General features: G+C 55.9%; 12 protein-coding genes. 9 read left to right on the top strand and 3 right to left on the bottom strand.

Translation table 11 applies throughout. From position 1 onward, the window contains the following. Positions 1 to 186: 186 nt before the first annotated feature. From L384_RS08470 to arsC, 4 genes are all read left to right on the top strand, one after another. Positions 187 to 1,872: an aspartate:alanine antiporter gene (locus L384_RS08470; protein ID WP_032610193.1), complete on the top strand. Its 1,686-nt coding sequence runs from the start codon at positions 187 to 189 to the stop codon at positions 1,870 to 1,872. Between the two features lie 949 nt (positions 1,873 to 2,821). Further along, positions 2,822 to 3,142, top strand: coding sequence for a metalloregulator ArsR/SmtB family transcription factor (locus tag L384_RS08480; protein ID WP_023324379.1), 321 nt, complete (start codon positions 2,822 to 2,824; stop codon positions 3,140 to 3,142). Positions 3,143 to 3,182: 40 nt separating this feature from the next. Continuing rightward, positions 3,183 to 4,472 carry an arsenic transporter gene (locus tag L384_RS08485; protein WP_023324378.1) on the top strand — a complete coding sequence of 430 codons (1,290 nt, stop codon included), beginning with the start codon at positions 3,183 to 3,185 and terminating at the stop codon, positions 4,470 to 4,472. Positions 4,473 to 4,484: 12 nt separating this feature from the next. Beyond that, the gene (gene arsC, locus L384_RS08490; protein ID WP_023324377.1) at positions 4,485 to 4,916 is read left to right on the top strand and encodes a glutaredoxin-dependent arsenate reductase; all 432 of its coding nucleotides are present in this window, start codon (positions 4,485 to 4,487) and stop codon (positions 4,914 to 4,916) included. Between the two features lie 21 nt (positions 4,917 to 4,937). Here the strand turns inward: arsC and L384_RS08495 are convergent, their stop codons facing one another. Then, on the bottom strand, positions 4,938 to 5,489 hold the full coding sequence (locus L384_RS08495) for a TetR/AcrR family transcriptional regulator (RefSeq protein ID WP_023315709.1): 552 nt from the start codon (positions 5,487 to 5,489) through the stop codon (positions 4,938 to 4,940). Between the two features lie 82 nt (positions 5,490 to 5,571). Between L384_RS08495 and L384_RS08500 the strand changes: the two genes are divergently transcribed. Further along, a complete protein-coding gene (locus L384_RS08500) occupies positions 5,572 to 6,786 on the top strand; it encodes an MFS transporter (RefSeq protein WP_022650682.1) in 1,215 nt (404 codons plus the stop codon). Further along, positions 6,776 to 7,588, top strand: coding sequence for a Cof-type HAD-IIB family hydrolase (locus L384_RS08505; protein WP_022650681.1), 813 nt, complete (start codon positions 6,776 to 6,778; stop codon positions 7,586 to 7,588). The genes L384_RS08500 and L384_RS08505 overlap by 11 nt, the downstream gene beginning before the upstream one ends. A gap of 524 nt (positions 7,589 to 8,112) precedes the next feature. On the opposite strand, the gene L384_RS08510 is transcribed toward L384_RS08505, so the two are convergent. Beyond that, complete coding sequence (locus L384_RS08510) at positions 8,113 to 9,345, bottom strand: MFS transporter (RefSeq protein WP_023324376.1); 1,233 nt, start codon at positions 9,343 to 9,345, stop codon at positions 8,113 to 8,115. Positions 9,346 to 9,512: 167 nt separating this feature from the next. Between L384_RS08510 and L384_RS08515 the strand changes: the two genes are divergently transcribed. The 3 genes from L384_RS08515 (at position 9,513) to deoR (ending at position 11,683) form a co-directional block, all read left to right on the top strand. Beyond that, positions 9,513 to 10,241 (top strand): phosphatase PAP2 family protein, encoded by a 729-nt coding sequence (locus L384_RS08515; protein WP_022650679.1) that lies wholly within the window; start codon positions 9,513 to 9,515, stop codon positions 10,239 to 10,241. A 7-nt stretch (positions 10,242 to 10,248) separates the two neighbouring features. Beyond that, positions 10,249 to 10,857: an undecaprenyl-diphosphate phosphatase gene (gene ybjG, locus L384_RS08520; protein ID WP_003858405.1), complete on the top strand. Its 609-nt coding sequence runs from the start codon at positions 10,249 to 10,251 to the stop codon at positions 10,855 to 10,857. Positions 10,858 to 10,924: 67 nt separating this feature from the next. Further along, positions 10,925 to 11,683, top strand: a complete 759-nt coding sequence (deoR, locus tag L384_RS08525; RefSeq protein WP_022650678.1) for a DNA-binding transcriptional repressor DeoR — start codon at positions 10,925 to 10,927, stop codon at positions 11,681 to 11,683. A 40-nt stretch (positions 11,684 to 11,723) separates the two neighbouring features. On the opposite strand, the gene dacC is transcribed toward deoR, so the two are convergent. Then, positions 11,724 to 12,929, bottom strand: coding sequence for a serine-type D-Ala-D-Ala carboxypeptidase (gene dacC, locus L384_RS08530; protein WP_022650677.1), 1,206 nt, complete (start codon positions 12,927 to 12,929; stop codon positions 11,724 to 11,726). Position 12,930 lies beyond the last annotated feature (1 nt).

Raw genomic sequence — 12,930 nt, 5'->3', positions numbered from 1 at the left:
CACGCACAGAAGTCGTGCGATAATAGGTGGCTGTCGGTAGCTATTACGATTAAACTAACCGACTGCTAGTGTTTAGGGTATTTATCAGGAAGCAGGGAGATGCAAAGTGATTCCCTGACTCTGAAAACAGTAGCCCAAATAGTCCTTTCATTCAACAACTTACTGGTAAACAAGAAGTTAGCCTCCGTGAATATAAACGTCGCAGACTTGTTAAATGGGAATTACATCCTGTTATTATTTGTGGTACTGGCGCTGGGCCTTTGTCTGGGTAAATTACGCCTGGGTTCAGTTCAACTTGGTAATTCCATTGGCGTTTTAGTCGTCTCCCTGTTATTAGGTCAACAACATTTCAGTATTAACACGGACGCGCTTAACTTAGGTTTCATGCTGTTTATTTTTTGCGTAGGCGTGGAAGCCGGTCCGAACTTTTTTTCCATTTTCTTCCGAGATGGCAAAAATTACCTGATGCTGGCGCTGGTGATGGTCGGCAGCGCCCTGCTGATTGCGTTAGGGCTGGGCAAGCTGTTTGGCTGGGACATCGGCTTAACGGCCGGTATGCTGGCAGGCTCGATGACCTCCACACCGGTGCTTGTCGGCGCGGGGGATACGCTTCGTCATTCTGGCATGGCCGGCACGCCGCTTTCCTCCGCGCTGGACAACCTGAGTCTGGGCTATGCCCTGACCTATCTGATTGGTCTGGTGAGCCTGATTGTTGGCGCGCGCTATCTGCCAAAACTTCAGCATCAGGATCTCCAGACCAGCGCCCAGACCATCGCCCGCGAGCGCGGCCTGGACACGGACTCCAAACGTAAAGTTTACCTGCCGGTGATCCGCGCCTACCGCGTCGGGCCGGAGCTGGTTGCCTGGACCGACGGGAAAAACCTGCGCGAGCTGGGGATCTACCGTCAGACCGGCTGCTACATCGAACGTATCCGTCGTAACGGCATTCTGGCAAACCCGGACGGTGACGCGGTGCTCCAGATGGGCGATGACATCGCCCTTGTTGGCTACCCGGACGCCCACGCGCGTCTCGATCCGAGCTTCCGCAACGGGAAAGAGGTGTTTGACCGCGACCTGCTGGACATGCGTATTGTCACCGAAGAGATTGTGGTGAAAAACCACAATGCCGTGGGCCGCCGTCTGGCACAGCTGAAGCTGACCGACCACGGTTGTTTCCTCAACCGCGTGATCCGCAGCCAGATTGAAATGCCTATCGACGATAACGTGGTGCTCAATAAAGGCGATGTGTTGCAGGTTAGCGGCGATGCCCGACGTGTTAAAACCGTTGCCGACCGTATCGGCTTTATCTCGATCCACAGCCAGGTGACGGACCTGTTAGCCTTCTGCGCCTTCTTCATTGTCGGCCTGATGATCGGGATGATCACCTTCCAGTTCAGCAACTTTAGCTTCGGCATTGGTAACGCAGCCGGTCTGCTGTTCGCCGGGATCATGCTGGGCTTCCTGCGAGCGAACCATCCCACCTTCGGCTATATCCCTCAGGGTGCGCTGAACATGGTGAAAGAGTTCGGTCTGATGGTCTTTATGGCGGGTGTCGGCTTAAGCGCCGGGAGCGGCATTGGCAACGGCCTGGGCGCGGTCGGCTGGCAAATGTTGGTTTCCGGACTTATCGTCAGCCTGGTACCGGTGGTGATCTGTTTCCTGTTCGGCGCTTACGTGCTGCGCATGAACCGCGCCCTGCTCTTCGGCGCGATGATGGGCGCGCGCACCTGCGCACCGGCGATGGAGATCATCAGCGACACCGCGCGCAGCAACATCCCGGCACTGGGCTATGCAGGCACGTACGCGATCGCCAACGTACTGTTGACGCTGGCAGGTACGCTGATCATCATTATCTGGCCAGGACTCGGATAACTCTTAAGTTTGCGTGTGGCGCAAAAAATTTTCGTTACGCGCAGAACTTTTTACGCAGGGTGTAGTCATAACTAGTGCCACTGCTTTTCTTTGATGTCCCCAATTTGTGGAGCCCATCAACCCCGCCATTTTTGGTTCAAGGTTGATGGGTTTTTTGTTTCCTGAAATTAATACCCTCCCTATCAATTACTTATAACACTACCTTATTTCCATGGCGGTATAGCTGATCTTCTTGCGCGGTTAAATTTTGCCTGGTCAATATCTTAAAAGAACAACGATTGAGCGTAGATATGATCGGGTTTGAACTTCGATACAGGCAGCTGGCATAAGCTGGAACGAATTAATCCACCTGATGACAGGAAAAGGAATGAAGGCTTCATCCGGGGATAGCGGCAGAAGTCTACATAAAGCTCGCTCACCACTCCAATTTCGGAATCGCTCTTCTGAAACCGGAATTTATTTAGGTCCCATGTATGCGTTCACATATCGCGTGCAATAGTATTGAGGTTATTGACGGTGGATATCACTACCCTTGCCCGTAAATGGGGCTCAAGACTACTTAAGGCCGTCTGGTTTGTGTTAATTAGCTTCCTGGCAGGACGTATGCTGGGTCCTTCAACAGCTTATATTAACCACGACGTTGCAACTGCTATTTGCGGCTTCATCTATGGTGATATTAATGCGGAGACAATGTACGAAACATATACAAATATTGATATTTTGATTCTGTTAACATCTGCAACGATCGTCTGTCTCATAACATTGAAGATATTCAACAAAACCAGGAATCATTAATCTTCTAATCCCGCCCTGTCTGTGGCTCAAAGACGACGGCTCAACGTAGTGGTACTTCACTGAGGGCAATTATTTGCCCTTATTGCCCTTCCCTCACTCGCCACAAACATATATGATTTAATGAATATGACAAAAAACCACGCAGGATCACCCGATGCTACACCCCATCCAGCTCTTCAAAACCCTCTCCGACGAAACGCGCCTCTCCATCGTCATGCTTCTGCGTGAGGCGGGCGAGTTGTGCGTCTGCGATCTCTGTTCCGCTACCAACGAGCCGCAGCCGAAAGTCTCGCGCCATATGGCCTTACTGCGCGAGGCCGGGCTGGTCATCGATCGTCGTGAGGGTAAATGGATCTACTACCGTCTCTCTCCCAACATGCCCGCGTGGGCGGCAACCGTTATCGATAACAGCTGGAACTGCCTGCGAGAAGAGACACGTATGAAGCTGAAAAACCGCCTCCCGGGCCCTTGCTGACCACGACACATTCACAAAAACAGATATAACGGAGTAAAAGATGTTTCTGGCAGGAGCGATTTTTTTATTCACACTGGTGCTGGTCATCTGGCAACCCAGAGGGCTCAGCATCGGCTGGAGCGCGACCATTGGCGCCGCGCTGGCGCTGATGAGCGGCGTGATCCACATTAACGATATCCCTGTGGTGTGGAATATCGTCTGGAATGCGACGGCCACGTTTATCGCGGTAATCGTTATCAGTTTGCTGCTGGATGAGTCCGGCTTTTTCGAGTGGGCGGCGCTGCACGTTGCTCGCTGGGGAAACGGTCGCGGGCGGTTGCTGTTTACCTGGATCGTGCTGCTGGGTGCGGCCGTGGCGGCGCTGTTCGCCAATGACGGTGCGGCATTGATCCTGACGCCTATCGTTATCGCCATGCTGCTGGCGCTGGGGTTCAGCAAGCAGGCTACGCTGGCGTTCGTGATGGCGGCGGGATTTATCGCCGATACCGCCAGCCTGCCGCTGATTGTCTCCAACCTGGTCAACATCGTCTCAGCGGACTTCTTTAAGCTGGGCTTTAGCGAATACGCCTCGGTGATGATCCCGGTTGATATCGCCGCAATTGCCGCAACGCTGGTGATGCTGCATCTGTTCTTCCGCAAGGAAATACCGCCGGAATATGACCTGGCAAAACTCCGCGAGCCTGCTTTGGCCATTCACGACCTGCCGACGTTCAGAACGGGCTGGATCGTGCTGCTGCTACTGCTCGTCGGTTTCTTTGTGCTTGAACCTCTGGGTATCCCGGTCAGCGCTATCGCAACAACTGGCGCGCTGATTTTGTTTGCCGTTGCTAAACGCGGGCACGCCATTAACACCGGAAAAGTGCTGCGCGGCGCGCCGTGGCAAATTGTTATCTTCTCGCTGGGGATGTATCTGGTGGTGTATGGCCTGCGCAACGCCGGGCTGACGGAGTCTCTTTCAGGCGTTCTTGATTACTTAGCCGGATACGGACTCTGGGTCACCACGCTGGGAACCGGATTTATCACCGCCTTCCTGTCATCCATAATGAACAATATGCCAACGGTGCTGATTGGCGCGCTCTCCATTGAGGGTAGTGCTGCAACAGGGTTGGTTAAAGAGGCGATGATTTACGCTAACGTGATTGGCTGCGATTTGGGGCCGAAAATTACCCCCATCGGGAGCCTGGCTACCCTGCTATGGCTTCATGTGCTGGCACAGAAAAACATGACTATTACCTGGGGCTACTATTTCAGGACGGGCATCATAATGACGCTGCCAGTTCTCTTTGTGACGCTTGCCGCGCTGGCGCTACGTCTCTCCTTCACACTGTAATGAGTAACGGATATGAGCCATATCACTATCTACCACAACCCGGCCTGCGGCACGTCGCGCAATACGCTGGAGATGATCCGCAACAGCGGTACGGAACCCGAAATTATTCTCTATCTTGAGAACCCACCGTCGCGTGATGAACTGACCAGGCTGATTGCAGATATGGGGATTTCCATAGGCGATCTGCTGCGCAAAAACGTCGAGCCTTATAAGCAACTGGGCCTTTCACAGGGACATTTCACCGACGACCAGCTTATCGATTTCATGCTGCAATACCCTATTCTGATTAACCGTCCGATTGTGGTGACGCCGCTGGGTACCCGTCTGTGCCGCCCTTCTGAAGTCGTTCTCGACATCCTTCCGGACGCGCAAAAAGGGGCATTTACGAAGGAAGATGGCGAAGTCGTCGTTGACGCCAACGGGAAAAAAATCTCCCGCCAGTAAGCGTAGCCGGGGTGAGTGCTATCAGACGGTATCCTCGCCCGCAATCCGCCCCACCATCACCCGGATCTCCTCCCGGGTTAACGGCGACCGGTCGGTTACAAAATGCAGCGTCATCCCCTCGATAAACGCATCCAGCGCACGGGCGGTGGCCGAATCAAACCACTGCTCAAGCGTAGTCTGGCTCATCTTCATCCAGTCCTGCATCACCGTTTTCAGCGCGGCGCTGCGGTGCATAAACGCGTATAACTGATACATCAGCGCCATATTGTGTGGCGTGGTCACGGCTGAACTGTGGATCAGCGTGGTAATGGCCTCGCACGCCCTCTCCCGCCCGGTCACCCCCGCGAAGAAATCCCGGTACTGCTGAGACATCTGCTGCGTAAACCACGTGAAGGCCTCCTCCAGAAGCGACTCCATCCCGTCGAAATAGTAGGTCATCGACCCCAGCGGCACGCCTGCGCAGGTGGCAATTTTGCGGTGCGTGACGGCATGAATACCGTGCTCAGCAATGGTGTCCAGCGTCGCCTGGAGTATCTTCTCGCGGCGGTTAGGGTCGTTCGGTGGTCTGCTCATAAAATCCTCATCCAGTTTGTGTACAAATGTACACAAAGTTGCTAGTGTTGTCGCTATTGTTGTACTTCTGGTGCTGATCCCAATGACGCTAACTTCTCCTCGCAAAGCCCTGCATCTGCGCATGTGGGCGCTGTTTATGTTCTTCTTCATCCCCGGGCTGCTGATGGCTTCCTGGGCAACGCGCACCCCGGCAATCCGCGATACGCTGTCCGTCTCGACGGCGGAGATGGGGATCGTACTGTTTGGCCTGTCGATTGGCTCGATGAGCGGCATCCTCTGCTCGGCCTGGCTGGTGAAGCGCTTTGGCACGCGCGCGGTGATTCGCACCACCATGTGCTGCGCCGTGGTGGGAATGCTCGGTCTGAGCGTGGCGCTGTGGTTCGCCTCGCCGCTGATGTTTGCCCTTGGGCTGATGGTATTTGGCGGCAGCTTTGGTGCGGCGGAAGTGGCCATTAACGTCGAGGGGGCCGCCGTCGAACAGGCGATGAACAAAACGGTGCTGCCGATGATGCATGGTTTTTACAGCCTCGGCACGCTGGCGGGCGCGGGCGTGGGGATGGCGCTGACGGCGCTGGGCATTGCGGCCAATGTGCACATTTTGCTGGCGGCGCTGGTCTGTATTATCCCGATCCTCACCGGCATCAGGGCTATTCCCGCAGGCACAGGACAACACGCCACGGACGAACAGAAGTCTGCGGAAAAAGGGTTGCCCTTTTATCGTGATTTCCAGCTAATGCTGATTGGCGTGGTGGTGCTGGCGATGGCGTTTGCTGAAGGCTCCGCCAACGACTGGCTACCGTTACTGATGGTGGACGGGCACGGATTTAGCCCCACCTCCGGCTCGCTGATTTACGCCGGGTTTACGCTCGGCATGACCGTCGGACGCTTTACCGGGGGCTGGTTTATCGACCGTTACAGCCGCGTGGCTGTCGTCCGTGCCAGCGCCCTGCTGGGCGGGCTGGGCATCGCGATGATTATCTTTGTGGATGTGGACTGGATTGCCGGCGTGTCGGTGATCCTGTGGGGACTGGGCGCCTCCCTTGGCTTCCCGCTGACCATTTCCGCTGCCAGCGATACCGGCCCCGACGCGCCGACGCGCGTGAGCGTCGTGGCGACCACGGGCTACCTCGCTTTCCTGGTGGGCCCGCCGCTGCTTGGATTCCTCGGTGAGCACTACGGGTTACGCAGCGCGATGCTGGTGGTATTAGGGTTAGTCATTATTGCCGCCCTGGTGGCGCGAGCGGTGGCAAAACCGGAAGCAGAAACAACGTCAATGGAGAAGGGATATGAGCGTTAAACTGATTGCAGTCGACATGGATGGCTCCTTCCTGAGCGATGCGAAAACCTATAACCGCGCGCGTTTTCTGGCGCAGTACGCGCGCATGAAAGCGCAAGGCATCCGTTTTGTGGTCGCCAGCGGAAACCAGTACTACCAGCTGATCTCATTTTTCCCGGAGATCGCCCATGAAATTGCCTTCGTCGCCGAAAACGGGGGCTGGGTGGTAGATGCGGGCGAAGACGTGTTTAACGGCGAACTGTCGAAAGAGCATTTTCTGACCGTCGCCACCCTGTTAAACGACGTGCCCGGCATTGAGATAATTGCCTGCGGAAAAAACAGCGCCTACACGCTGAAAACGTATAACGACCTCTTCAAAGAGATTGCTGCGAAATACTATCACCGCCTTGAAAGCGTCAGCAGCTTTGACAACCTCAACGATATTTTCTTCAAATTCGGGCTAAACGTCTCTGACGACGAAATTCCGCGCATTCAGGCGCTGCTGCATGAGAAGCTTGGCGACATCATGGTGCCGGTGACCACGGGACACGGCAGTATCGACCTGATTATCCCCGGCGTACACAAAGCTAACGGCCTGCGGATCCTGCAAGCGCGCTGGGGCATTGAGGACAGTGAAGTGGTGGCCTTTGGCGACAGCGGTAACGACGTGGAGATGTTGCGCCAGGCTGGGTTTGGCTTCGCGATGGCCAATGCCAGACCGCACATTAAGGCGGTGGCCCGCTATGAAGCGCCGAACAATAATGACGAAGGGGTGCTGGACGTAATTGATAGGGTGCTGGACGGGGAGGCGCCGTTTAATTGATTCCGTGCGCTCTGGTGCCCTCATCCTAACCCTCTCCCACAGGGCTGAGGGTTCCCCACAAAATAATGCCTGCACAGACGGCCCCCTCTCCCTTGAGGGAGAGGGCTGGGGTGAGGGGGAACATACGGCTCTGGTGGTCATTCCGTTCACTTTATGTTCCTTGCTACTCTGTCACGACATGACCGGTGAACGTGCCAGGGTGGCTCAGTCGCCACCACCCTGGCGACCCGGGCTTCCGGCGGAAAATCGCCGCTTCGAGGTGCCTTCGGCTTATTCCTTCCGGCTTATCGGGGACGGGCGGAGGTAACATCCCTGTAAAGCCCGCCCTCTCGGCGCATCCCTGCGCCTCGCCCCGGCCTACAGGAAACGCCTCAGCGATTTACAGCCGGACCGAGGCATCGCTGAAAGCCCTCAGTTATTCTGAGGCAACGTTATCGCTTTTGCTTTCAAATTACTGGGGATCCCTCAGCCCACAGGGAGAGGGAACTGTCCCGAGCTCGCCCAGGGGGGAGAGGGGATAAGGATTACGGTTGCAGGGCGTTTCCGACGCGTTTGTCTTTCAGGAATACCACCATCAGGGCAATCCACAGCACGCCGTTGGCGAGGTTGAACAGGCTGAACAGCCCGTTACCGCCGAAAGCATAAGCATGCTTGCTCACCTCAATTCCGACGGTGAAAATCAGCATTTGCAGCATCCCCATCGCGGCAGAGACCGTGCCTTTACTCATTTCACTGGCGAACAGCGTCAGGCGTACCAGACCGGCATTCGCCACGCCGATACCAAACGCGTAAATGCTCAGCCCCGCCGTCATCCACAGGTACGCATGAGACGAGGCTACGGTCGCCACCGCCGCGATAATCAGCCCTGCCGCTATGGGCCAACCGCCCATAATAATCAGCGAACGCACGGTACGGCGTGACGTCAGACGCGCCAGCACCAGGTTACCGATAATCAGCGCGCCAAAAATCGGCACCTGTAACAGGCCATACTCATAGCTGCTAAGCTGTTCGCAGCTGATGATAATGACCGGCGACTGGGCAATCCACGCCAGCAGCGGCAGGCTGACAAAGCCCGTCGCCAGCGCGCCCGCGACAAAACGGCCGTTTTTCAGCACCGCCTTATAATCACGCCCCAGCTCTTTAAGCGAGAGCTTTTCGCCCAGGCGGGTGGCGGTCTCCGGCATCGCACGGTGCAGACCAAAGAAAGAGATGGCCGCAAGCGCGGCAAATAGCACGAACATCCCTTCCCACGGCGCGACGTGGACCCATGCGGCTCCCACCAGCGGCCCCAGAAGCGGTGCAATCAGCGCCACGTTCGCCATCAGCGCGGTAATTTTGATACATACCGCCTCCTCAAACGACTCCTGAATAGCGGCGTAGCCCACGGCACCAATAAAGCACAGGCTCACGCCCTGAAGGAAACGCAGCAACGTAAACTGCTCAATGTTCTGCGCCAGCAGCGTGGCGAGACAGGTGACGATAAACCATACCACGCCCGTCAGCATCACCGGGCGGCGGCCAATACGATCCGACAGCGGCCCTAAAAGCCACTGTAAAAACATGCCGCCCGCGAGATAGGCGGTCATCGATGTAGGTACCCACTCAATACCTGCGTTGTACTGCTCAACCACAGCCAACATGCCTGGCTGGATCATGTCGTTGCCGATGTAGGTAGAGAATTCGTAAAGCACCAGACACAGAGGAAAAAGTAACGCCTGACGACCCAGACGATTACCGGAAGAAGAACGGTTTATCATGCAATCTCTTTAATATGAAAAAATCGCGATGAGTGTAATGAATTGCCGCTGTCTGAGATAGCAAATTAACGTGAAAAAACAGAAATAACGCACTTATCGTTGTTGTTTAAGGTTTCCTTAAGTTGCCCTCCTTATGATAGTGCTATTTCACGTTATTGACCGAAACTATGACACACGCCGTCAGCCCTTCAGAATTATCTAAGTTACCGACAAATAAGACAAAACGCCTTTACCGTTTGCCTGCCCGCTTTTATGGTTATCAGCTTTTCGTGCTGATCGTCCTTGCGCTGCTTTTTACCTGGCTTTCGCGCGATGAATCGCTTGACCGATGGATCACCGGCTTCTGGTATGACGCGGCGACGCATCATTTCCCGCTACAGCAAAATCCGCTGCTGGATCTGCTCAACCATCGGCTGGCGAAATATGTGGCCATTGCCCTGGCCGTCATCGCGCTGGTTTACGGGGCTTACAGACGCAATGCCCGGCTGGTGACGGCCGCGCTTCTGATGGGTCTGGGCGCGCTCGTTGTAGGAGCCCTGAAAAGCATGAGCCACCACAGCTGTCCGTGGGATCTGGTGGAGTATGGCGGCAAAGCCGTCTCGTATCCCCTGTTCAGCGCGATTCCGGCCGACAGCGGACCGGGACGCTGCTTTCCCGGCGGCCACGCCTCAAGCGGGTTTATGGTGATGGGGCTGTTTTTTGCCTTCTGGCGTGAACGTCCACGCCTGGCCTGGACCTTTGTCGCGTTGGGCGTTGTTATGGGGCTGCTGATGGGATTCGGGCAGGTCATGCGCGGCGCGCATTTTTTCTCTCACAACCTGTGGGCCGGGTGGTGGGTCTGGTTTTCCCAGGTGCTGGTTTACGGGCTGGTTTCCGCCTGGTTTGCTAAAGAGTAACGAGATTATGTTAGAAAATCTGAACTACGAACTGTTTTACCTGCTCAACGCCACGCCGTCGTCACCGGAATGGATGATCGATCTCGCCACCTTCATTGCGAAAGATGTGATCAGCATTGTACCGGCGCTGGCGGTGATCCTCTGGTTATGGGGACCTCGTACACAGGTCACCGCCCAGCGCCATCTGGTGATCAAAATGGCGATGGCGATCGGCGTCAGCGTGCTGGCAAGCTACGTGCTGGGCCACGCCTTCCCACACGATCGTCCGTTTGTCGATCGCGTCGGCTACAACTTCCTGCACCATGCGCCGGACGACTCGTTCCCGAGCGATCACGGCACGGTGATCTTCACCTTTGCGCTGGCCTTCCTGTTCTGGCATCGCCTGTGGTCCGGCGTAGTGCTGATGGGCGTGGCGGTCGCCATCGCCTGGTCCCGCGTCTACCTGGGCGTGCACTGGCCGCTGGATATGGTCGGCGGTTTCCTGGTGGGACTGATGGGCTGCGTCAGCGCAGCCATCCTGTGGAGCCTCTTTGGTCCGGCGCTTTATCGTGGATTATCACAGGCCTATCGCGTTCTGTTTGCCCTTCCGATCCGCAAAGGCTGGATACGTGACTAACCCCGGTCCGTCAGGTTACACTTGAGCCCCCGCCCTGCGGGGGCTCACTTTTTTAGCCCGAGGATCTATGGAAACACGTCGCGATGACCGCATTGCTCAGCTGCTCCAGGCGCTGAAGCGCAGCGATAAGCTGCATCTTAAGGAAGCCGCTACCCTGCTTGGCGTGTCTGAAATGACCATTCGTCGCGATCTGAACAGCGACAGCGCCCCCGTTGTGCTGCTTGGCGGGTATATTGTTCTGGAGCCGCGTAGCGCCAGCCATTATCTGTTAAGCGATCAAAAAACACGCCTGGTGGAGGAGAAGCGCAAAGCCGCGCGGCTCGCCGCCTCGCTGGTGCAGCCGCATCAAACGCTGTTTTTTGACTGCGGTACGACAACCCCGTGGATCATCGAGGCCATCGACAGCACCGTTCCCTTTACCGCCGTCTGTTATTCGCTAAACACCTTCCTGGCCTTGCAGGAGAAACCGGCGTGCCGGGTGATTTTGTGTGGCGGCGAATTTCATGCCAGCAACGCCATTTTCAAACCGCTGAATATTCAGGACACGCTGAGCAATGTATGCCCGGATATCGCCTTTTACTCTGCGGCGGGCGTGAATGTGAAACAGGGGGCAACCTGTTTTAATCTTGAAGAGTTACCGGTGAAACAGTGGGCGCTCAACGCCGCACAGCAGCATGTGCTGGTGGTTGATCACAGTAAATTTGGCAAGGTCCGTCCGGCAAGAATGGGAGAGCTGTCGCGCTTTGACGCCATCGTCAGTGATTGCCGCCCGGATGACGAGCTGGTGGCATACGCGAAAGCGCAGCAGGTGAAGTTGATGTATTGAGGTTATGCCGGGTAAGGCGAAGCCGCCACCCGGCAAAAACTTAGCTGAACCAGCTGCCAAACCAGCCGTGGAATTTCATTAACACAAAGTCCCATATCCGACTGAAGAAGCCGCCCTCTTCCACCGCTTCCATTACCACCAGCGGACGCTGCTCAATGGATTTGCCGTTAAGCTGGAAATCTATCGTCCCGACCACCTGGCCTTTTTTTAACGGCGCGGTCAGCTGTGGCTCGGTCAGGGTATAGCTGGCTTTCAGGTTTTTCAACTGACCGCGCGGAATGGTGACGGACCCCGCTTCACCTGCCCCCAGGTTTACTTCACTTTTATCACCAAACCAGACGCGCTGGCTGACGAAAGTGGCGTCCGGCTTAATCGGCGTGACGGTTTCAAAGAAGCGGAAACCCCAGGTCAGCAGTTTTTCTGACTCGTTAAAACGAATGCGATCGGTTTTCGTGCCCAGCACCACCGAGATCAGGCGCATATCGCCCTGCGTCGCAGAAGCCACCAGGTTGTATCCGGCCCCGGCAGTTGTACCGGTTTTCATGCCGTCCACGTTAACGTTACTGCTCCAGAGCAGGCGGTTACGGTTAGGCTGGCGAATATTATTGAAGGTAAACTCTTTCTCTTTATGGATGGCGTACTCATCCGGAACGTCATGGATCAGCGCTTTGCCCAGCAGCGCCATATCGCGCGCGGTACTGAACTGACCCGGCGCATCCAGGCCGTGAACGGTTTTAAAGGTGGTATTGGTCAGACCCAGTTTTTTCGCGTAGCCATTCATCAGCCCAATAAATGAGTCCTGACTGCCCGCGACGTAATCGGCCAGCGCAATACAGGCATCATTTCCCGACTGAATAATAACCCCTTTATTCAGATCGGAAACGGAGACCTGATCACCGGGCTTCAGGAACATCACGGACGAGCCGCGCAGCGCCGGGTTACCGGTCGCCCAGGCATCTTTCCCGACGGTGACCATGTCATTCAGCTTGATCTTGCCCGCTTTTAACGCCTGGCCGACCACATAGCTGGTCATAATTTTCGTCAGGCTCGCCGGGTCGAGTTTTTCGTCGGCGTTACCTTCCGCCAGCACTTTCCCGCTGGCGTAATCCATCAGGATCCAGGCGCGCGCATCAACAGGCGGCGCTTCGGGCGCTGTCTGTTCCGCCGCATGAAGCGTTGGGGCAAAAAGGAAAAGCAGCGCCGAGCCTGCCGCCAGGCTGCGCAGAGAAGAAGTTTTTTGCGTCATA

Source organism: Enterobacter sp. MGH 38, assembly GCF_000492855.1.
In the GTDB taxonomy this organism is placed as follows: Bacteria; Pseudomonadota; Gammaproteobacteria; order Enterobacterales; family Enterobacteriaceae; genus Enterobacter; species Enterobacter hormaechei_C.
The sequence above is the reverse complement of the archived record's forward strand: the minus strand, read 5'-3'. Positions and strand labels throughout refer to the sequence as shown.

Excerpts from the sequence above, each read along its gene's own strand:
- dacC (WP_022650677.1), bottom strand. The coding sequence starts at position 12,929 with ATGACGCAAAAAACTTCTTCTCTGCGCAGCCTGGCGGCAGGCTCGGCG.
- L384_RS08480 (WP_023324379.1), top strand. The coding sequence starts at position 2,822 with ATGCTACACCCCATCCAGCTCTTCAAAACCCTCTCCGACGAAACGCGC.
- L384_RS08495 (WP_023315709.1), bottom strand. The coding sequence starts at position 5,489 with ATGAGCAGACCACCGAACGACCCTAACCGCCGCGAGAAGATACTCCAG.
- L384_RS08485 (WP_023324378.1), top strand. The coding sequence starts at position 3,183 with ATGTTTCTGGCAGGAGCGATTTTTTTATTCACACTGGTGCTGGTCATC.
- L384_RS08505 (WP_022650681.1), top strand. The coding sequence starts at position 6,776 with ATGAGCGTTAAACTGATTGCAGTCGACATGGATGGCTCCTTCCTGAGC.
- ybjG (WP_003858405.1), top strand. The coding sequence starts at position 10,249 with ATGTTAGAAAATCTGAACTACGAACTGTTTTACCTGCTCAACGCCACG.
- L384_RS08510 (WP_023324376.1), bottom strand. The coding sequence starts at position 9,345 with ATGATAAACCGTTCTTCTTCCGGTAATCGTCTGGGTCGTCAGGCGTTA.
- L384_RS08500 (WP_022650682.1), top strand. The coding sequence starts at position 5,572 with ATGACGCTAACTTCTCCTCGCAAAGCCCTGCATCTGCGCATGTGGGCG.
- deoR (WP_022650678.1), top strand. The coding sequence starts at position 10,925 with ATGGAAACACGTCGCGATGACCGCATTGCTCAGCTGCTCCAGGCGCTG.
- arsC (WP_023324377.1), top strand. The coding sequence starts at position 4,485 with ATGAGCCATATCACTATCTACCACAACCCGGCCTGCGGCACGTCGCGC.
- L384_RS08515 (WP_022650679.1), top strand. The coding sequence starts at position 9,513 with ATGACACACGCCGTCAGCCCTTCAGAATTATCTAAGTTACCGACAAAT.